Genomic DNA, 21,879 nt, shown 5'->3' on the forward strand with positions numbered 1-21,879 from the left:
TCTATTTTGCTGAAATTAAAAGAATGAAGAGGATTGCTGCTGCGTTGTTGATGCCTGCTTTTGCTTGTATTTGTCTACTCTCCTGCAAGCAGAAAGATGCCGAACCCGAAACCCGGCTGTTTACCCGTTTGCCTGCCGCCCAAACGGGTGTGGATTTTAAAAATGTACTTACCCTAAGCGAAGATTTTGATGTATTTCGCTACCGCAATTACTATAATGGCGGCGGTGTAGCTATTGGCGACATCAACAACGATGGCCTGCCCGATATCTTCCTTACCTCTAATATGGAGCAAAACCGCCTCTACCTCAATAAAGGTAAAGCAGGGGAAACTCCACTTACATTTGAAGATATTACTGATAAGGCAGGCATCCTGAAGGATAAAATATGGTCTACCGGCGTGAGCATGGCCGATGTAAACGGCGATGGGCTGCTGGATATCTACGTATGCAACTCAGGCGATGTAGAGGGCGGTAACCGGGAAAACGAGCTTTACATCAATAACGGAGACCTCACTTTTACAGAACAGGCAGCAGCCTATGGACTGGCCGATAAGGGCTTTGGCACCCATGCAGCCTTTTTTGATTATGATCAGGATGGCGACCTGGACTGTTACGTACTGAACAATTCATTCCGCCCGGTTTCTACCCTGGGCATGAACAACATACGCCATGAGCGTGATAGCACCGGCGGCGACAAGCTCTACCGCAACGATAGCGGAAAATTTAAAGATGTAAGCGAAGCGGCCGGTATCTGGGGCAGTGTGGTGGGCTTTGGGCTAGGTGTAACCGTGGTAGATGTTGACAGCGATGGCTGGCTGGATATCTACATCTCCAATGATTTTTTTGAGCGGGACTACCTCTACATCAATCAAAAAAACGGCACCTTTAAAGATGAGCTTCCGCAGCGCATTGGCCATATCAGTAACTTTTCCATGGGTACCGATGCCGCCGATCTTAACAACGATGGCGCCCCTGAGATCTTTGTAACGGACATGCTGCCCGAAGATGATCGCCGCCTTAAAACCATGGTTATGTACGATGACTATGATCTTTACCAGGCTAAGCTCAAAAACGATTATTACGAGCAGTACATGCGCAATACCCTGCAGCTGAACCGCGGCGATGGCAATTTTCTGGAGGTAGGGCAGTATGCCGGAGTAGATGCCACAGACTGGAGCTGGGGCGCCCTTATTGCCGATTTTGATAATGATAACACCAAAGAAATTTTCGTTACCAATGGCATAGAGCGCGACCTGATCGACCAGGACTTTATCAACTACATGGCCAGCGAAGAAACCCTGCTGGCTACCATGCGTGAGGGCAAGGCCGATTTCAAAAGCCTGGTAGAAAAAATGCCCTCCACCAAAATTCCAAACTACCTTTTTAAGCAGCAGCAGCATTTGCGCTTCCAGAATGTAGCAGAAGCCTGGGGTCTGGCAGAGGCCGGTTTCTCTAATGGCGCCGCCTACGGCGACCTGGATGGCGATGGCGACCTGGACCTGGTGGTGAATAACCTACAGGAAGAGGCAGGCATTTACCGGAACAATGCCAATGAGCTGCAGGGTAATCATTACCTGAAGGTATCCCTGAAGGGGCCTGCACAGAATACTTTTGGCATAGGTGCCCGTGTGTATGCCTATGCAGCAGGCCAGGTGCAGATGCTTGAGAATATTCCTACCAAGGGGTTCCAGTCTTCTATGGACTATACCCTGCACTTTGGCCTGGGCAAAACCGCTGCCCTCGATAGCCTGGTGGTAAACTGGGGCTATGGCAAAACACAAACGATAAAGGAGGTTAAGGCAAACCAGCTGCTGCAGCTGGATATTAAGCAGGCAAAAGAAGCTCCCCCCGCAGGAGTCACACAGCCAAATGCAGGGGCAATAAAAAACACATTGTTTACGCCTGTAGCATTACCCGCTGCCACCCCCCACCAGGAAAACTACTATGTAGATTTTAACCGGGAGCGCCTTATTTACCACATGCTTTCCAAAGAAGGTCCGGCGCTGGCCATAGGCGATGCAGATGGCGATGGCCTCGACGATGTATATGTAGGCGGTGCCAGCGGGCAGCCCGGACAGCTCTACCTGCAGGATAAAGCAGGAGGTTTGAAGGTGAAATCGATGGCTGCTTTTAATAAAGACCAGCAATATGAAGACGTACGTTCCCTGTTTTTCGATGCCAATGGCGATGGAAGGCAGGATCTCTATGTAGTAAGCGGCGGCAGCGAGTTTGCTTCCGATGCCAGAATGCTGCAGGACCGGCTGTACCTGAACAGGGGTGGCCTTCAGTTTGAGCGTTGCGAAACCTGCCTGCCTGCATTTTACTCCATGGGCTCCACTGTTAAGGCTGCCGATTGGGATGCCGACGGCGATGTTGATCTCTTTGTGGGTGGCCGTGCCATACCCGGACAATACGGTCTTTCTGCAGCAAGCTACCTGCTGCAAAATAATGGTGAGGGTAATTTTGCCAATGTAACCGCCAGAGTATCTCCTTCTTTAGGCGATTTTGGTATGGTAACCGATGCTGTCTGGACTGATGTTGATAGTGATAAGGACCTTGACCTGGTGGTAGTCGGAGAGTGGAGTGCGCCCACCATCTTCAAAAATAACGGAGCAAACCTGGAGCGGCTCAATAATACAGAAGGACTGGAAAAAGCAGAAGGCTGGTGGAACAGCATTGAAGCAACCGACCTGGATGAGGACGGTAACATAGATTTTGTAGTTGGCAACTGGGGCCTGAATTCAAAGTTCTCCGCCTCCCCGGAAGCGCCGCTCTCGCTCTACGTGGCAGACTTTGACGATAACCAGACCATTGAGCAAATCTTTGCTCAAACAAGAAATGGACAGGAGAGTCCCCTGGTGCTGCGGCACGACCTGGTTAAGCAGCTAAGCAGCCTTAAGAAAAAGTATAATACCTACCAGGCCTACGCCGGCCAGAGTGTGCAAAATGTATTTTCTCCCGACCAGCTAACCAAAGCCATTCGCCGGGTAGCCCACACCCTGGCTACCAGCGTAATTTACAACAATGGCGATGGAACCTATACAGTGCAGCCCCTGCCCGATGAGGTGCAGTACTCACCGGTAAGGTCTGTACTGGTGGATGACTTTGACGGAGATGGAACAATTGATCTCCTGCTTAGCGGCAATTTTGATGGAACAAAGCCAGAAGAGGGGCGCTACGATGCGAACACTGGCATTGTAGTAAAAGTAGCACCAGACCGCAGCTTTCAGGTGCTTAAACAGCAGCAAACAGGATTGGATGTAAAAGGGGTGGTGAGCCAGTCGGCTATTCTTAAAACTGCCAGTGGTAAAAAACGGGTCATTTTTGCCAGAAACAACGAAACGGTACAACTCTATGCATATTAATATCAATTTAAGCCTGGCAATAGCGGTAGCAGCTGCTGCAGTTTTTGCATCAGCCTGCCATACTGCATCTGAGCCGCGCTTTGAGCTAATTTCTCCCGAGCAGAGCGGTGTTACCTTTGAGAACAGATTAGAGGAGAGTGTACAGCACAACATCTTTTCTTATCTCTATTTCTACAATGGCGGCGGCGTGGCTGCCGGAGACTTAAATGGCGACGGACTGCCCGATCTTTACTTTACTGCCAACCAGGGCGAAAACAAGCTGTACCTGAACCGGGGCAATTTTAAGTTTGAAGATATAACCGGTCAGGTAAAAATGCAGGGAAAAAAAGGCTGGACCACCGGCGTTACCATGGCCGATGTAAACGGCGATGGCAGGCTCGATATCTACGTGAGCCAGCTTGGGGATTTCCAGAACATCAGGGGTAAAAACCAGCTCTACATCAACAAGGGCAATAGTGCAGAGGGCGTACCGCAGTTCCAGGACGAGGCCAAAGCCTATGGGCTCGATCTGATCGGCTTCTCCACCCAGGCTGCCTTTTTCGATTATGATGCAGATGGCGACCTGGATATGTACATGCTCAACCACTCGGTGCACTCCAATGGTACTTTTGCCAAGGCATCCATCCGGCAGGAGTCTCACCCCCTGGCAGGTGACAAACTGCTCCGCAACGATGGCGGCAGCTTTACCGATGTTACTGACGGCAGCGGTATTTACAGCAGCGCCCTGGGCTATGGCCTGGGTGTTACCGTTGCAGATATCAACTGGGATGGCTACCCCGATATTTATGTAGGCAACGACTTCCACGAAAATGATTACCTCTACCTGAATAATGGAGATGGTACCTTTACAGAGAGCCTGGAAAAGATGATGCAGCATACCAGCCGCTATTCCATGGGTAACGATATTGCCGACATCAACAACGATGGGCTGCCCGACATCCTGTCGCTGGATATGCTCCCCTCAGACCCTGTGAAACTAAAGGCATCGGCAGCAGAAGATGCTTATGAAATATATAAGTTTAAGATAGATTACGGCTATAACCACCAGTTTGCCCGCAATACGCTGCAGCTTAACCTGGGTAATGGCAAGTTCAGCGAAATAGGCTTGCAGGCAGGTGTAGCCGCTACAGACTGGAGCTGGTCGGGCCTTTTTGCCGATCTGGACCTGGATGGTTACAAAGACATTTACATTGCCAATGGCATTAAGCGCCGCTCCAACGACCTGGACTACATCAACTATGTATCCAGCGAAGCCATACAGTCGCGCCTGGCTGGTAACATCAGCGAAGAAGACCTGCTGCTCACCGAAAAAATGCCCGAGGTTAAAATTCCTAATGCAGCTTTTAGAAATAATGGAGACCTCTCTTTCGAGGATGTTTCGCAAAGCTGGGGCCTCAACCAGGAGTCCTTCTCAAACGGTGCTGCCTATGCCGACCTGGATGGCGATGGTGACCTGGATCTGGTTGCCAATAATGTAAACCAGCCCGCCTTTATTTATAAAAACCTTACCATCGATGATAAGAATAAGGGTGGTAATTACCTTAAGATCAGTCTTAAAGGGGAGGGTAATAACCGCTTTGGGATCGGTGCCAAAATCATCATTCCTAAAAAGGGGCAGGTGCTTACCTTTGAGCACTATCCAACACGTGGTTACCAGTCTGCCGTAAGTGATGACCTGACGATAGGCCTGGGAGAAGACTCACTGGTAGACAAGCTGATTGTGGTATGGCCAGACCGTAGGTTCCAGGAGCTGCAGGGGCTTAAGGGCAACCGTGTACTAACCCTGGATCAGGCAGATGCCACTGGCACTTATTCATTTACAAAAGCAGCTGAGGTACCTGCTTTTACCGATTTAACCGCAGTATTGCCAGTGCCATATAAGCACGAAGAGAACAAATATATTGAATTTAACAGGGAAGCCCTGCTCCCCCACATGACTTCTACAGAAGGGCCGAAACTAGCTGTAGGCGATGTGAACGGCGATGGACTTGATGATTTTTTTGTAGGCGGTGCCAAACGGCAGCCGGGCAGCCTGTTTGTTCAAACTGCGCAGGGAGTTGCCAGCACTAATGTTGCACTCTTCAGGGCCGATAGCCTGGCAGAAGATGTGGGGGCAACATTTGTAGATTATGATAATGACAGGGACCTGGACCTGGTAGTGGTGAGTGGCGGCAACGAATTTCAGGCACACAGTGCTGCCCTGGAAGTTCGCTTTTACCTGAACGATGGCCGGGGAAACTTCAGCAGAGATCAAAAGGCAGCTCCGGGTATCTATGTAACCGGCTCCTGCGTAACTGCAGCAGATTATGATGGCGATGGCGACCAGGATCTGTTCATTGGCGGCCGTGTAGTGCCCTGGAATTATGGCAGCACCCCAAACAGCTATCTGCTGCAAAACCAGGGCGGGGGCAGGTTTAAAGACATCAGCGCCGATGTAGCGGGTCTTGCCAATGCCGGTATGGTTAAAGATGCCCGCTGGGCCGACCTGAATGGCGATGGGTTTGACGAGCTGCTGCTGGTGGGAGAGTGGATGCCCATCACCATATTCAGCAACAGAAAAGGAAAACTTGAAAAAGCAGATATTTCCTCACTGGAAAAAACTAACGGCTGGTGGAATGTGGTAAAGGTAGCCGACCTTGATGGCGACGGCGACCTGGATTTGGTTGCCGGCAACCTGGGACTTAATTCTAAGTTGAAAGCAAGTCCGGATAAGCCGGTAAGCCTCCTGGTACATGACTTTGATGGTAATGAAAAGCCCGACCCGCTTCTGTATCACTATGTTGGTGACAGGCAATACCTTTTCGCCACGCGCGATGAGGTGGTGAGCCAGCTCCGGGAAGTGAAGGGCAAGTATGTAAAATATGGCGATTTTGCCAGTGCAGACCAAACCAGTCTCTTTGAGCAGCAACTAATAAGCAAAGCTGAAAAACAGTACGCCTATGAGTTTCGCTCAGGCATCTTCCTCAATAATGGCGATGCTGGCTTCAGCTTTGAGCCACTGCCGGCACAGGCACAGTTTTCTCCAATTCAGGCGCTGTTGCTGCTGGATTTTGATAAGGACGGCAAGCTGGATATCCTCTCAGGTGGCAACCACTACGAGGTAAACATTCAGCGGGGCCGCTATGATGCCGACTACGGTACCCTGATGCGTAATGCAGGAAACGGCCACTTTACTGTGGTTCCACCTGCACAAAGTGGGGTATTGATCGAAGGGCAGGTACGCGATATACAAAAGATCAGGCTACAGGGGCAGGAGCTTGTGCTTGTGAGCAGGAATAATGCTCCCCTTCAGCTGTTAAAGCCAAAGCAGGAGAGGGCTCTTTTACAATGAAGAGTTCTTTTTTGATATAGAACCATCTAAACATCAACGGTATGGGAAGATCTTTTTACCTGGGCACATTATTGCTGCTGTGCTGCTGGGGTTGCAGCCTGCAGCAAAAGGAGACCAGTGAAGTAACAGTAAGCCCTGATGCACTGCACCATGGCATGCAGCAGCTTACGGATGTAATCGTGCATGATATTTTCTCCCCGCCGGTTGCCAGCCGTATTTACGCCTACGCCAGCATTGCTGCCTACGAGGTGCTGGCCCTGCACGATTCCGTATACCAGCCGCTGGCAGGGCAGCTGAATGGCCTGCAGCCACTGCCCCGGCCAAAGCTGCCTGTTAATCACCAGGTAGCTGCGGTAGATGCTTTTTTGCTAACAGGCAAAGCCCTTACCTTTTCTGATGATAAGGTAGAAGCCTACCGCCAGCAATGGCACCAAAGCCTGCTGGAGCAGGGAATTTCAGAAGAGCTTCTCAGGCAAACGCTTGAGTACAGCCAGCTTGCCTCGGCCCACATTCTGGCCTGGGCTGCCAGCGATAATTATAAACAAACCCGAACCTACGAAAAACATACCATCGCCAGTGAAGATCCAGGTAAGTGGAAACCCACACCTCCGGCTTATATGGAAGCCATAGAGCCACACTGGTTCAAGATCCGTCCCTTTGTGCTGGACTCCTGCAACCAGTTTATGCCTCCACGGCCAACCCTTTACAGCGAAGCAAAAGAGAGCCCCTTTATGCAGGAGGTTGCAGAGGTATATGAGGTGGGTAAAAACCTAAGTAAGGAGCAAAGAGAAATTGCCAGCTTCTGGGACTGCAACCCCTACGTAATGAATGTGCATGGCCATGTGATGTTTGCCGCTAAAAAAATAACCCCGGGCGGCCACTGGATGGGCATTGCCAAAATAGCCTGCCAGAAGGAGAACACCAGCCTTACGCGCACGGCGCAGGTGTATGCTCTAACTGCCGTTTCGGTAGCCGATGGCTTTATCAGCTGCTGGGATGAAAAGTACCGCAGCAATCTTATTCGTCCGGAAACTGTTATTAACCGCCACCTCGACGAAAGCTGGGCCCCCCTGCTGCAAACACCACCTTTTCCGGAGTATCCCAGCGGGCACAGTGTTATTTCAACGGCGGCAAGTGTTATGCTTACCTCGCTCTTTGGCGATAATTTTGCTTATATAGACTCTACGGAAGTGCGCTATGGCCTGCCGGCACGATCCTTCAGCTCGTTTAAGCAAGCTGCCGATGAAGCAGCTATCAGCAGGTTGTATGGCGGCATCCACTACAGGCCGGCCATTACTAATGGTGTGGTGCAGGGCAGAGCGGTGGGCGAGCTGGCAGTGCAGCGTATTAAAACCCAAAGATCCGCACTGGCAGAGAGCATGGAATAGAGAAGAGTTTTTTAGTAACGGATCAAACCTCTAGCACAATCTCTGAGCCCAAGGTCTGGCAAATTTGATCGGCAACAGCTGGCCTGCATAAGAGAATTTTGAAGGCATCAGCGGGGGTGGTTTATACAGTTTAACTTAAAAGCTAACGGAATCCATCAGCAGCTGTGACTCACTCAATTTTGCTGATCAGGTTTCTGATTTCCTCCAGCTTTAAGGGTTTTTCCAAAACAGCAAGCACATCATAGCGGCTGGCTAATTGCTCTTCTTTCTCGGTTTTATGAGAGGTTACAATTGCAAAATTGGTGTTATCCAGGTTTGCCAGCCCGGCCTTTCTTAAATCTTTCAATATGTTCAGAATTTCAAAGCCTCCAAATCCTGGCATGTCAATATCTAACAGCACCAGGTCTGGTCCGGTTTGGCGCTGATTTTTTGCGTTATTTCTATATTTTTCTTTCAAGAACTTAAGAGCTTTAAGGCTATCGGAAAATGCCAGCACCTCTTCCGCTACCTGCATATGCTCCAAAAGCCTCTGTGTAACCATGCCAATGATTTCGTCATCATCAATAAACATGATGCTCTTTATTTTTCTATCCATTTATTTAAATCTTTGCGTATCCTCCGGCCACTACAAGTGTAAGCCTGCCAATAGCTCTTGCCTGGCATCCTGTACACTTTGCATGTGCCAAGAAGAATTCTTTAGAAGAAGTATCATGTAACATACCTGCCAGGCTGCTGAAAGCATGCTCTGATTCGGTTGGTTCCATCATTATTTTAAACTCACTCGGTACTGTTTAACAGCAAGACGTTAAATATTTACAAAAGGTACGAAGCCACTAGGCAGGCATGCTCATAGATATGCACTGATCTGGTGGGGCAGGTTTATCCGTATCTTCCAAGTATCAGGAGCAGTACATAGCATAGTACTATGATGAAAAGCGTTTGAAAGTCCTGATTTTCAGTTGTGTTGCTTTCTGCTCTGGGCTTTTTATGATTTGTACTTTTATCCAGGTCCAGTAAATCATAAAAAAAGTCTAGCAAGCCAGTAAATACCTGCTTCAGCTTCATAAAAGAAATATTTTTGGAGGTGCTGCTGATCGGGGAGTTATCCCGGCAACAGCATAAATAAGAAGATTGTAGTACCGGCTGATAAGCGTTATTTACTTGCGGAATGTAACCGCTTTAGCGCTTATCAATAATGATAATAGCCAGTACAGCTGCTCATGGAGAAACCGGCAGCAGTTCAGGAATCCTGATTCAGGGTGGAGTGGGGGTGCTTTTGATTAATTTCATAGCTGTATCTAAAGATAATAATTTCTCCGGAACACCCAATAAGCAAAAGCATAATGCTTTCAGCAGTTGGACAGCAGGGGGATAAAAGGGTGCAGACGGAGGGAAAATGATTATCCAGGCAGCATAACACCAGCAGGCGGTAGCCAGGGGCATTACCCACAGCAACCCCCTGCTGGTGTTAAGAATTTATAAATATTTCAAATAGCATAAAATAAATAGTCATTATCTTATAAATTTGCTGCAGATTGGCCTCTTTAGGGCAAATTTGCTACAAGAACTGTGTTGTTGGAGTTTATTTTTTTGTTAGTAAAGTTTTTTCTTGAGCAGTGCTTAAATAACTTTTTATAATTAAACTGCCATGTTAACAACGCTCAGAACTATGTTTCCTGCACAGGCTACAGTTGCAGAGCTATCACCCTCCTCTGATAAACTGCATAGAATATCGAAGAAAATTGTATGGACATTGGTGGCAGTTGGCGTTTTTTTAAGGCTGTTCCACTACTTTAATAACAGGTCTTTGTTCATAGACGAGATCTATCTGTCTACCAGCCTAATTAAAATGAGCTTTGCTGAGCTAACCAGCCCCATGCTGGATTATCAGCAGAAGGCACCTCTTGGCTTTCTGTGGCTGGTAAAGCTTTCGGTGGTTCTTTTTGGTAAAAAGGAGATGGCCCTTAGGCTTGTTCCTCTACTGGCTGGTATTACTTCGCTATTTGTTTTCCTGCCGGTGGCACGCTACTTTCTTAAACCGTTGGGTGTGGTGCTGGCTGTGGGTATGCTTGCACTTGCTCCGGTACTGGTGTATCATAGTGTGGAGATCAAGCAGTACTGTACAGAAATGCTGGCTTCCATTGTTTCGCTGTACCTGTACACCCGCTACCACCAGCGGCAGGATTACAGCTCCCTTTTTCTTTGGGGGTTATGGGGGGCGCTAATTCTCTGGTTTTCTTATGCGGCCATATTTGTTCTGGCTGGTATCGCTATTGGCCTTAGCCTCTATTATCTGTTTACAAAAGACTGGAACCGGCTGTTTGCCTCCCTCATCCCCTTTAGCCTTTGGTTCTTTAGTTTTGCTCTTAATTTTTACCTGTTCACCTATAAGCATACCGGCTCCGACTGGCTGGTGGAGTGGTTCAGGCTGCGGAATGGATTTTTACCCCTGAATGCATCGGCAAAAGATGTAGTGGTTTGGCTTGCCCAGTCTATTTACAGCTTGCTCAACTACCCTTTAGGTATATTATGGAATGCCAGCCAGATTCATGCGCTGGGAAACCCTATCCTAAAGTTACTGCTTAAGATGCCGCTGGTTTTGTTCTTATTCTGGGGTGCCGGCATGTATACGTTCTTCAGGCACAACCGCAAAGCCTTGCTGATACTGGTGCTGCCACTGGGGCTCACTCTTTTTGCAGGCCTGCTGGAACAGTATCCTTTTTATGAAAGGTTAACCGTTTTTCTGGCACCTTTGCTCATACTCATGATTGCCCATGGCTGTGCTGCCGTTACAAATTATTTTCCTGCGCATGCACAGTGGCGCTTTATCTTTCCGGCAATTTTACTCTTCTGGCCTTTCTGGAAGTCGGTTGACCAGGTACTGCAACCAGAACAGTTCGGAAGCAGAAAAATATCATACTACCGGCAGGGCATTCTGTTTCTTAAAGAAAGAATGCAGCAGGATGATGTGGTGTACGTTTACTGGAACGCAAAGCATTACTACGATTACTACAACGAAGCCTATGACCTGAACCTGGGCGGCATTCAGCTTAATGACTTTCGCCTGGTATCCAAAGATCCCGAAGAGTACCTCCGCAGGTTAAGGCCCGAATACCAAAATGCAGCACAGCCTGGCAGGGTGTGGTTTGTGCATGATCCTTTGCTAACGATAGATATTGGTGAGTACGACCACCAGCCGGCATGGTACCACGAAGATGTAAATGCATCCGGAGCCCTGGTGTGCCGGGATCTTGAGTCTATGGGCAAGCGGGAGGTAGAGTCTTATGTGAGGCTTAATGCAGGGATAAGGCTGTTCGAGTAAGCAACACAAAAGTGTAGGCTGCTCTGTTTACTTTCCTGGGTAACACTGGTAGAGGCTGTGTTGGCTACAGCTGTTTACAGGCTCTGGAAAGTCAGGAATAAAAATCATTAGGGCTTCCCCTGAACACAGCTGCAGCCCGGCATTTGCAGGGCTGCAGCTATGGTACCAATTATGGTGTTCAAAGGCTCTTGTTCTTGTGCCTTTGAGCACCTGTCTGTTCGCTTATTTTGCCTGTTAATCAATCACCTTCCATTTACCTGTACTTACGTACAGACACTGGAAAGAAAATGAGTTTTATTTGGCCAGTCGGGGTTTATTTACCGCCCCCTTACGTTCGTAAAGCAATTCATTTGCTTCGCTAATCAGGTTTTCCCCTCTTGATGTAAGCCTGAAAGCAACTCCTCCAAACTCAGCATCTACATAGTACAGCAGGCTACGGAGAAACAAGAGGAGACCAGTCAGCTCCATAGACTCCTCAATGATGGTAAAAACTACTAGTGTAAGGCTGTTCTCAAAAGTTTGGGTGTAGTGATAGCTGGCCAGTGCTTCCATGCCCAGGGCGCCACCAACATATATGGCACCCGATAGGATCATTAGTTTCTTTATTCTGAGAGGAAGATTCCATACAAAACGGGTATAGGCAGCCCCTATTACCAGCACCAGCAGTCCGTAGGGGATAATCCAGGCAAAATGGAAAACACCGGAGGTCTGGAGTGTATTTTGGGTCCAGGCACCAATCCGCTCATGAATCTGCACCGATTCATCAATGCTGAGAAGTAGAAAGATAAAAGAAAGGCCCATCCAGTACAGCTGTTTGCCCGACTTACGTTCCTTTTCCAGAAAAGCCACTATTCCCAATGTTGCAGCACAACCAAGCAGCAGCAAACTGGAGAAATAGGTTGGTATATTATTCTCTTTATCTAAATTGAAAAGCTCAATCAGGTAAGAAGATTCATAGCCGAATGAAAACCTGGCAACCATGCCTGCTATATTTGCCAGAATCAGGAAGCTAATGATTATGCCTAATATAAAAATGATCCTATTTGGCTTGCTGGTAATTTCCATACATGTGAAGTTTAAATCGGAGAAGTTAAAAAATTGATTATCAGGTGTCTGCTGTGGGTTTTTAGCAGCGGATAATGGCTTTGACACAGAATGGCTGATCAATGTGTCATATATAAATATCCTAAAATGATAATAAACTACAATGTTATGGAAAGGTTTTTTTTAAGTTAATTTTTTTTAAACCGCAGTATTGCTACTCTGTTGCTGCCTTGCTTTTCCTTTTCCTGTAGTTGAATTGCTGGTTCAGTTATTTTTTTGCCTTTGCTGAAAGCATTGGTTCCATAGAAAAATAGACTGCCTGCCAATTTTTTCCTATCTTCACATTATGATGATGATGCTATCCATCGATTGATCCTTTCTTAAAGCGTGCCGGACGTGCCACTTTCTGTGCTTTCTATTTTCCGGTAATCCAGTTTCTGTTTCCAGGAATACATTAGCTGCTATCCTATTTTTTGCAGCGAAAAACATCTTCACATGCTTTCTAAGGCATTTGCTTCAATTTATAAACAGCCGGCACCAGCTCTGCAGTATATGCCGCAGCTTAATCAGGCTGCAGTTGCATTTAGGCTTGTGGTGCTTATGCGAAGTGTTTTCCAAAAGAGGAGAGCCTCTCCTGCCAGGGGGTAAAGCGCCAGCTTATACAGCAAGAGTATCCTTTTCAAAAGAACATATTAATCACAAATCAATTTTTTACTATCTGTTATGAATAACAATCATACAAGAGCGCAGCACCATGTAAAGAGCGGGCTCTTTTCTCATGAAAAAGACCGATTTGCCAGCCGGCCTGGTTGTATTTTTAATTGCCCTCCCGCTTTCAACCATTACCCACGGCACCCTTATGTTAATTTGTGTAATGGCAATGCCAAGGGTGCTCAACATGATTCCGCTGGCTTCTCTTTCTGCCGTGCTGTTTGTGGTTGGGTATAAGCTAACCTCTTTTCCGCTCTACAGGCAGATGTACAGGGCTGGCATGCGGCGCTTCCTGCCTTTCTTTCTTACGGTAGTGGCTGTAATGTTCACCGACCTGATCACAGGCATTTTAATTGGAGGTGCTGTTTCGGTATTCTTTATTTTACGTGATAATTATAAGACTCCTTATTTTTTTCATAAAGAAGAGCACCAGAAGGGTGAAAAAATCAGGTTAACCCTATCGGAAGAAGTTACCTTTCTGAACAAAGCCAGCATGATGCTTACGCTCGATCACCTGCCCGAAGATTCTGAAGTAGTGATTGACGCAACCCGCTCTGTAAATATTGATGATGATGTACTGGAAATTATAGAAGAGTTTAGGCATACCGCCAGCTATAAGAACATTAAGTTTGAGACAATCGGGCTTGATAAACACAAAAAAGTGCCTCAGTTTGTCTGATTGGCTGCTTATATTTCCCATCTTAAGGTCCAAATCCAGGCAATTCAGATGCCTGGGCGTAAAGCGAAAGAGGCCAGCGATAGCCCTTCCATTTTCTAAATTCATCAAAATCATTAAGATGGTCCGCATTCATCTTATTTCAGGTCCGCGTAATATTTCTACAGCCCTGATGTATTCATTTGCCCAGCGCAGCGACACCACTGTGGTAGATGAGCCCTTTTACGCCTACTACCTGGCTCATACCGGCATCCGGCATCCGGGTAGGGAAGAAGTGCTTGCCAGCATGAGTGCCGAGCCCCGGCAGGTAATTGAGGAGGTAATCTTCGGGCGCTATGCCACTGAGGTAGTCTTTTTCAAGAACATGGCAAAGCACCTGCTGGGTTTAGAAGCCTCCTTTTGTGAAAAGCTTCACAATGTATTCCTGATCCGCGATCCAGCCCGGCTCATTACTTCCTTTGCCAAGGTGGTGCCAGCACTCAATGAGTCTGAAATTGGCCTTAAGCATGCTGCTGAACTGTTTAAAGCACTGAAGGAAAAGGGCAATGCGCCCCTGGTGCTCAATTCAGATGTTGTGCTGCAGAATCCAGCCCTGGTATTAGGGAAGCTATGTGCTGCTTTGGGTATCGCTTTTGATGAGGGGATGCTAAGCTGGCAGCCAGGGCCACGGCCGGAAGATGGCAGCTGGGCAAAGTACTGGTACGGCAATGTGCATAAAAGCTCCGGCTTTCAGGCACCTCCTTCCGGTGCTTCTGCTGTACCGGAGCAGTACAGCGCCTTGCTGGAGGAGGTAGAGCCCTATTTCACTTATTTAAACCAATTTGCAATTACTTTAGAATAACAACAATGCTTCAACAGTACAATCCTAAAAATGCAGATATTCAGGTATGGGTAAATGGCCTGTGCCACCGGAACGAAGCTAAAGTCTCGGTTTTCGATAGTGTAGTGCAGGGCGGCGATGCCGTATGGGAGGGCCTGCGGGTGTACCAGGGCGGCATATTTTGCCTCGATAAGCACCTGGAGCGGCTGGAGCACTCTGCCAAAGCCCTTGCTTTTAGCGAGATTCCTGCCAGGGAAGAAGTCAAAAAAGCCATTTTTGCCACCCTACAGGCCAACGGCATGCGCGACGAAACGCATATACGACTTACCCTAACGCGTGGTGAAAAAGTTACCTCTGGCATGGACCCGCGCCTGAACACCAAGGGTACCACCCTTATAGTGCTGGCCGAATGGAAGCCACTGGTATATGACAATGAAAACGGAATCCGGGTGATCAGCTCTTCCATTCAGCGTAATTCTCCCAAATTCCTGGATAGTAAAATTCACCACAACAACCTGCTCAACAACATTCTGGCTAAAATTCAGGCGAATGTAGCCGGTGTTGATGCAGCCCTTATGCTCGATGCCAATGGTTTTGTAGCAGAGCTCAACGACACAAACCTGTTTATGGCAAAGGGGGGCGTGCTCTACACCCCGCATGCCGATGCCTGCCTGCACGGCATTACCCGTGGCCTGGTGATTGAAATTGGCCGCGCGCTGGGCCTGCAGGTAGTGGAAAGAAACCTCTCCCTTACCGAATTTTACAATGCAGATGAGGTGTTTTGCTGCGGTACCATGGGCGAGCTAACCCCTGTGGTGGCCATTGACGGCAGAAAGATTGAAAACAAATGGGGTAGCTCCCTGAAAGAACAGGTACATGCTGCTTTTGAGCGCAAGGTGCCCGAGCTTAGCGAAGCACTGCCTTTTTAGTAGCAGATGATTTAAGCTAATTAGTATTGTTACAAAAGACCTTGACTGCAAATCAGTTGCTGGTTTGAATGGGATTCTAAAAATTTGCCTGCCCGTGCTTTGTTACTGCACTACCAGCTTACTTTTGTAAACTTTTGAGTTAGCGTTAATTAGCAGGAGATAAATTCCTTTTTGAGCCCCGGACAGCTCCAGAGGATGTTTCTCCTGCATAATCACATTTGTTTCTTGTTTTGTTAACAAGCCCCTGGTGTCGAAGATCTGGTAGGAGACTATCTTGCCTGTAGCTTCAGGCATGCTTAAGTAAAATTTGCCACCCTTCGCTGGATTTGGAAATGCCTGTAAGGTTGTGCTGGCAGTGGGCTGTACACCAAGGGGATCTGTCTTGTCCTCCTCTTCCGGTGTCGGGTTTTCCTCAGCACCGGTATCTTCGTCCTCCTCTGGTGCTTGGTTTTCTTCTGGATCGGTACTGGTTTTGAAGTAGAAATACACACTACGGTTGCGGGTGTAGTTGGGGAGGGCAGGGTAGTAAGATCTGGCAATCAGCTGATAATGTTGTTCCTTGTTTTCTTCGCCAGTCCATTCAATGTTGATGGAAGCTTCCCCCTTTGCTCTAACACTGCGGCTGGATGCGCTAACATTGGCACGATCTACAAAGTCTCCCCAGATCTCCAGCACCACACTATCATTTACAGTAGGAGCATAGGCCGTAATAGTAAAACCTACAGCTTCTCCTGCGGCTGGTGCTAATTGTCCAGCAGTAAATGGAAAAGATAGCTGCGGATGCTTTGTTTCCCCCAGGTCTTCTACAATAATCTGCATATCACGCATTACATAGCCAAGAAGTTGGTGTTTTCCATTTATTTTTCGCCATTCCTTTACATAATAGCTTATGCTGTACTCACCTCTTGTGCCTGGAGCATCCCAGCTTATATCTCCTGTATAATGATTAATACTGATGTTTGGTGTAGCCCCGCTTTCGCTGTTGCCATTTCTGGGATCACCCTCAGGGAAAGATTTGTCAGGAAAGCGGAAGCCCGCTACAGGTATATTCAGGTCTTGTTGGCTAATGCCCAGGTGATAAGAAAGGCTATCACCGTCTTCATCAACGGCACCTGGTTGGTGATGATAGGTTTTTCCAACAAAGGCTCTGTCAGTAGCAGGCCTTTTAAATACCGGAGTATGGTTGTTTTCTACAGAAGGATCTATGAAAATAGCAGTTTCAATGTAAAATGGCATATTTACCGAATTGTCCATGTTCAGCACGTTTTCATTTCGGTAAAACTCTCTAAAGGATACAATATAGTGACCTGCAGAAGGAAAGGTATGACTTACCTTAAGTATATATACCCAGGTATCGGCGTTCAAAGCCTCTCTTGATACATAATTAAGGTCTCCGGGCTGTGTATCACCGTCATTATTGATCACCAGGGAGGTGCCATCTCCAAAATCCAGCGTGCCATTGCTGCCAAATATTACCTGTGAGTCACGGTCGGCATAACCTTTCAGGGTGACTTCAAAGGTTAATGCCTGTGAGTCTGTTCTGCTTGCGGTAATTTCCCCGGCCCTTATGTGTGTGGCATGAGCAAGCCCCGAATGCAGGCACATACATAAAAGGATCAATACAGAGGAGATTGTGCGGGTATAGAGCTGAATCATCTATGTTTTAGGATAAGAAGCAATTTGCTCAGAAGTCTATTCCAGTAAAAACAAATCCTACAGCATACCTTACAGATACAGTTGATCAAACTTTCCAGTTTAAACTTTAAAGCCACTCATCCTTCAAATTCTGCCACTACTCCTTAACCCATAGCCATTGAGTTTAAAAGAAAGTATTTTGTATGTTTAGTGGTTAATTATGATCAGTGTTATTATTTCCTATACTGAAAACTTATGAAGAAACTATTCCTGCTGGGCCTGCTCTGCTGGGCGGGGCTGGCACAGGGGCAAAATAAGCCCGAAGATGTCAACACCTTTACCCTTGATAATGGCATGAAGGTGTTGGTGCTGGAAGATCATTCCATTCCCAATGCCAATATGTACCTGTTCTGGAAGGTGGGAAGCCGCAATGAATATCCCGGCATTACCGGCCTAAGCCATTTCTTCGAGCATATGATGTTCAATGGTGCTAAAAAGTACGGCCCTAAAATGTTCGACCGTACCATGGAAGCCGCCGGTGGCAGCAACAATGCCTATACTACCGAAGATCTTACCGTATACACCAACTGGTTTCCGAGCAGTGCCCTCGAAACTATTTTCGACCTGGAGGCCGACCGTATTGCCAACCTGGCCCTTGACGATGAGATGGTGGAGAGCGAACGCGGAGTGGTGTTAAGCGAGCGCAGCACAGGCCTGGAGAACAGTAACTTCCGGATGCTGCACGAGCAGGTAAAGTCATCTGCCTTTATGGCCCACCCTTACCGCTGGTCGGTGATCGGCTATGAATCTGATATAAAAAACTGGACCAAGGAAGACCTGCAGCGCTATTTCGAGACCTACTATGCACCAAATAATGCCGTGCTGGTAATAGCCGGAGCAGTAAAAGTGCCGGAGGTTAAGCGCATGGCCCAGCAGTACTTTGGCAGCATAAAAGCACAGGAGCCACCACGTGAAATCCATACCGTAGAGCCGGAGCAGCAGGGCGAAAAACGGGTGAGGGTGCATAAAAAAGTGAGCACCCCTAACCTGATGATGGCCTGGCACACCCCCGCCACCAGTCACGAAGATTTTTATGCCATTGAGCTGATGAATGTGATCCTGAGCGGAGGCAATAGCAGCCGCCTGCACCAGGCGCTGGTAGATGAGCAGCAGGTAGCCACCGATGTGTTTACCTACTTCCCCGAAAGCTTCGATCCTAACCTTATGTACCTCTATGCAGTTGCCGGTGGCGATGCCGATGAGGCAAAGCTGGAGGCCGCTATTGATGGGGTGCTGGCTAAGTTTGTAGAAGAAGGGCCAAGCGAGCGCGAGCTGCAAAAAGCAAAAAACACTAAGCTGATGGAGCTGTACCGTACCCTGGAAACCATCAATGGCAAAGCCAACACCCTGGGCACTTACGAACTGTTCTTTGGCGATTACCGCAAAATGTTCGATGCCCCCAAACTTTATGAGCAGGTAACCGCAGCCGATATTCAGCGGGTGGCTAAAAAGTACCTGACCAATCCTAACCGTACTGTTGGTGTTTTAAAAGACCTTTCCAATGAACTTGCCCAAGATGATCAACAATAATAAACCTCTGCTTCTGGCAGTTCTGCTGCTGTTTGGTGTTGCCCTAGGCGTGCAGGCGCAGAACTTTAAGCTGCCCGCTTACCAGAAAACGGTACTGCCCAATGGCCTTACCCTTTACCTGATGGAGCAAAAAGAGGTGCCCCTGATCAGTGTATCTACCGTTCTGCCAGGCGGCACTATTTACGAAAACGCTAAGCCTGGCCTGGCGGCTGTAACTGCCGATGCTCTGATGTTTGGTGCAGGCAAGCGCAGCAAGCAGGAGCTGGAAGAGGCGCTGGATTTTGTAGGCGCTTCTGTAAATACCTGGGCCGATAAGGAAACCGCTAACCTGCAGGCAAGCTTTGCCAAGAAAGATGCAGACCTGGTGCTGGGTATCATTCATGACCTGCTGGTAGATCCAAAGTTTGATGCCACGGAGTGGGAAAAACTGCAAAGCCGCCTGCTGGTGCAGTACGATCAGGCAAAGGAAAGTCCCCGAAGTGTTATTTCTGATTACTACGATAACTTTGTGTTTGGTGATCACCTTTATGCACGCCCCTCCAGCGGTACCAAAGAAGGGCTAAAAAACATAGCCGTAGCCGATATACAATCTTTCTACAAGCAAAATTACCAGCCCGGGGGCGCTGCCATGGCCATAGTAGGTGATTTTAATGCAAAAGAGATGAAGAAAAAGATCCAGTCGCTTTTCAAAGACTGGAAGGGCAAAGGAAATGCAGCAGCCGTACAAACGGCACAACTACCTGCACCAGATGCGGCAAGGGTGCTGCTGGTGAACAAACCAGATGCCCGCGAAACAACCTTCTACATCGGCGGCCCTGGTGTAGCCCGCAACAATCCTGACTGGGTGCCGATACAGGTGGTAAATACCATCCTGGGCGGACGCTTTACCTCCTGGCTCAACGATGAACTGCGGGTAAACAGCGGCCTTACCTATGGTGCCCGCAGCAGCTTCGACAGCTACAAGCAGGGTGGCCGCTTTGTGATCAGTACTTTTACCAAAAACGAAAGTACCGAAGAGGCCATAGACCTGGCGCTTAAAACCTACGGCAGGCTGCAGGAGCAGGGCATTGATGCCGAAACACTGGCTTCTGCCAAAAGCTATGTGCAGGGCCAGTTTCCGCCCCGCTACGAAACTGCCGGCTCGCTGGCCCGCCTGCTTACCGATATGTACTGGCATGGTTTCGATGAAAATTTCATCAACACCTTTCAGCAAAAAGTAGCCGCACTGGATGTAGAGAGTGCCAATGCCATTGCCCGTCAGTACTTCCCGAAAGAAAATCTGCAGTTTGTACTCATTGGCAAAGCCGAAGACCTGCGCGAAACTGCCAAAAAATGGGGCGCAGTAACAGAAAAAGAGATCAAGGCGGATGGATTTTAGTGGTTCTTCCATTCCTAACTTTCATCACGCCTTATTCCTATTCCTGTTTCCAATATCCCGTTATCTCCGCGTGTGCGGGGATCTGCCAGATTCGCATAGGTTTGACAGGCTTTTCGGGGATATAACAAGCAGATTCCCACCTTCGTGGCGATGACGTACATTAAAGTTCAAAAGAAATGAAAGAGGCCGCTACACCAGCGGCCCTTTTTTTTAATGCTTTACTGTACCACCAGCTTACTCCTGTATACCTGCCCCTGGCACGCCAGGTGAACCAGGTACATGCCCTGTTTTGCTCCTGGTAATGCTACAGCCTGCTGCTCCTCAAAAGCTGCAAAGGTTTGCCGGTGTACAAGGCTGCCCTTCATGTCAAAAACCTGTAGCACAGCCTTTTTACCTGCAGTTTCGGGTATGCTGATGAAAAAGGTGCTTTCTGCCAAAGGATTGGGAAATATGGTGGCTGTGGAAATTTTAGAATCATTCAGGCCCAGTGGCGAAGCAGGATCGTAGTAGAGGGTGGTAATGCGGTTGCGGGTATGCTGGGGCTGTTCGGGGAAATAAGATCTGGCAATGAGCTGATAATGCTGGCCCAGATCTGCCTCGCCCGTCCAGCTGATGGTGATAGATGCTTCGCCTGTTGCCCTTACCCTGCTGCTGCTTATGGTTGCACCGGATCGTGGCAGAAAATCACCCCATAGCTCCAGCACTACGCTGTCGGAAGGAGAGGGAGCTGTGGCCGTAATCGTCCAGCTTACAGCTTCGCCGGCAGTTGGGTTAACCCGGGCAGAGGAAAAAGGCATGCTAAGCTGCGGATAAAGATCTGCTTCGGCATCAACTACCTTAACCAGCATATCGCGGACTACATAACCCATCAGGTAATACTGTCCATTTACCTCTCTCCATTCATCTACGGCAAAGGCAATGGTATATTCGCCTGTAGTACCGGGGGCATCCCAGCTAATATCGCCGCTATAAGGATTAATGGTGAAGGCTGGAGTGCCTCCCAGTTCCTGGGTTCCATTTCTGCTGTCTCCCTGCGGAAAAACGCGATGAGGAAAGCGATAATTAAGCACTTGCGTACTTCTATCCTGCAGGGGGCGAACTAGCCTGTAAGAGAGGCTGTCACCGTCAGGATCTGTTGCGCCAGGCTGGTGGTGGTAGGTTTTGCCAGCAAAAGCAGTTTCAACAGGAGGTCTTGTGAATACCGGGCTGCTGTTAGGACCAAGAAAAGAATCTATCTTGATTGCAGTTTCTGCATAAAAGGGTGTATCAGACGAATTTTCAATATTCAAAATAGAACTATTGCGGTAAAGCTCGCGAAAGGAAATAGTGTAAGTGCCGCCGGTTGGGTAAGTATGTGTTATTTTAAATTCGTGTACCCACACACCCTCGCTGATACGTGTTGGAATAACATTGTTGCCGTTATTGATAAGATCCATTACCGTGCCATCACCAAAATCAAGCACACCGTTGCTACTGAAGCCAACCCCCGAACTGGCATCAGTGTAGCCTCTTACTGTAATCTCGAAAGTAAGACTTTGGGCATCTAGTCTGCGTGCTGTAATTTCGCCTCCTATAATATGGGTAGCAGTGGCTGTGAATGCCATTAAGCACAGGCCCGTGAATAAAAAGCATAGCAGGGGCAGGCGATGTAAAAAAGGGTTCATCGGCGCAGTAATTTAGGTGTAACACA

13 protein-coding genes are annotated in these 21,879 nt (G+C 48.1%); 9 read left to right on the forward strand and 4 right to left on the reverse strand.

Annotation, left to right across the window (positions count from 1 at the left end):
• Positions 1 to 23 precede the first annotated feature (23 nt).
• Genes KWJ01_RS22215 through KWJ01_RS22225 form a run of 3 tightly spaced genes read left to right on the forward strand, consistent with a single transcriptional unit; the run spans position 24 to position 8,084 of the window.
• Positions 24 to 3,365 carry a VCBS repeat-containing protein gene (locus KWJ01_RS22215; protein WP_224999323.1) on the forward strand — a complete coding sequence of 1,114 codons (3,342 nt, stop codon included), beginning with the start codon at positions 24 to 26 and terminating at the stop codon, positions 3,363 to 3,365.
• Complete coding sequence (locus tag KWJ01_RS22220; protein WP_224999324.1) at positions 3,355 to 6,696, forward strand: VCBS repeat-containing protein; 3,342 nt, start codon at positions 3,355 to 3,357, stop codon at positions 6,694 to 6,696. The genes KWJ01_RS22215 and KWJ01_RS22220 overlap by 11 nt, the downstream gene beginning before the upstream one ends.
• A gap of 41 nt (positions 6,697 to 6,737) precedes the next feature.
• Positions 6,738 to 8,084 (forward strand): vanadium-dependent haloperoxidase, encoded by a 1,347-nt coding sequence (locus KWJ01_RS22225; protein WP_224999325.1) that lies wholly within the window; start codon positions 6,738 to 6,740, stop codon positions 8,082 to 8,084.
• 169 nt (positions 8,085 to 8,253) lie between these two features.
• On the opposite strand, the gene KWJ01_RS22230 is transcribed toward KWJ01_RS22225, so the two are convergent.
• Positions 8,254 to 8,679: a response regulator gene (locus KWJ01_RS22230; protein ID WP_224999326.1), complete on the reverse strand. Its 426-nt coding sequence runs from the start codon at positions 8,677 to 8,679 to the stop codon at positions 8,254 to 8,256.
• Between the two features lie 1,053 nt (positions 8,680 to 9,732).
• Between KWJ01_RS22230 and KWJ01_RS22235 the strand changes: the two genes are divergently transcribed.
• Positions 9,733 to 11,406, forward strand: coding sequence for a glycosyltransferase family 39 protein (locus KWJ01_RS22235; RefSeq protein WP_224999327.1), 1,674 nt, complete (start codon positions 9,733 to 9,735; stop codon positions 11,404 to 11,406).
• 294 nt (positions 11,407 to 11,700) lie between these two features.
• Here KWJ01_RS22235 and KWJ01_RS22240 read toward each other — a convergent pair whose 3' ends face one another.
• The gene (locus KWJ01_RS22240; protein WP_224999328.1) at positions 11,701 to 12,471 is read right to left on the reverse strand and encodes a hypothetical protein; all 771 of its coding nucleotides are present in this window, start codon (positions 12,469 to 12,471) and stop codon (positions 11,701 to 11,703) included.
• A 757-nt stretch (positions 12,472 to 13,228) separates the two neighbouring features.
• Between KWJ01_RS22240 and KWJ01_RS22245 the strand changes: the two genes are divergently transcribed.
• The 3 genes from KWJ01_RS22245 to KWJ01_RS22255 all read left to right on the forward strand — a co-directional run bounded on the left by KWJ01_RS22245 (position 13,229) and on the right by KWJ01_RS22255 (position 15,586).
• Positions 13,229 to 13,840 carry a hypothetical protein gene (locus tag KWJ01_RS22245; protein ID WP_224999329.1) on the forward strand — a complete coding sequence of 204 codons (612 nt, stop codon included), beginning with the start codon at positions 13,229 to 13,231 and terminating at the stop codon, positions 13,838 to 13,840.
• A 118-nt stretch (positions 13,841 to 13,958) separates the two neighbouring features.
• On the forward strand, positions 13,959 to 14,678 hold the full coding sequence (locus KWJ01_RS22250; RefSeq protein WP_224999330.1) for a sulfotransferase family protein: 720 nt from the start codon (positions 13,959 to 13,961) through the stop codon (positions 14,676 to 14,678).
• Positions 14,679 to 14,683: 5 nt separating this feature from the next.
• Entirely contained in the window at positions 14,684 to 15,586 is a 903-nt protein-coding gene (locus tag KWJ01_RS22255; protein ID WP_224999331.1) for an aminotransferase class IV, read from the forward strand.
• 102 nt (positions 15,587 to 15,688) lie between these two features.
• Here KWJ01_RS22255 and KWJ01_RS22260 read toward each other — a convergent pair whose 3' ends face one another.
• Complete coding sequence (locus KWJ01_RS22260; RefSeq protein ID WP_224999332.1) at positions 15,689 to 17,242, reverse strand: T9SS type A sorting domain-containing protein; 1,554 nt, start codon at positions 17,240 to 17,242, stop codon at positions 15,689 to 15,691.
• A 234-nt stretch (positions 17,243 to 17,476) separates the two neighbouring features.
• Between KWJ01_RS22260 and KWJ01_RS22265 the strand changes: the two genes are divergently transcribed.
• Positions 17,477 to 18,811 carry a pitrilysin family protein gene (locus tag KWJ01_RS22265; protein ID WP_224999333.1) on the forward strand — a complete coding sequence of 445 codons (1,335 nt, stop codon included), beginning with the start codon at positions 17,477 to 17,479 and terminating at the stop codon, positions 18,809 to 18,811.
• Positions 18,783 to 20,189, forward strand: coding sequence for a pitrilysin family protein (locus tag KWJ01_RS22270; protein ID WP_224999334.1), 1,407 nt, complete (start codon positions 18,783 to 18,785; stop codon positions 20,187 to 20,189). Before KWJ01_RS22265 ends, KWJ01_RS22270 begins: the two co-directional genes overlap by 29 nt.
• 218 nt (positions 20,190 to 20,407) lie before the next feature.
• Here the strand turns inward: KWJ01_RS22270 and KWJ01_RS22275 are convergent, their stop codons facing one another.
• Complete coding sequence (locus tag KWJ01_RS22275) at positions 20,408 to 21,853, reverse strand: T9SS type A sorting domain-containing protein (RefSeq protein ID WP_224999335.1); 1,446 nt, start codon at positions 21,851 to 21,853, stop codon at positions 20,408 to 20,410.
• Positions 21,854 to 21,879: the final 26 nt, after the last annotated feature.

Source organism: Cesiribacter sp. SM1, from assembly GCF_020178975.1.
Lineage (GTDB): Bacteria > Bacteroidota > Bacteroidia > Cytophagales > Cyclobacteriaceae > Cesiribacter.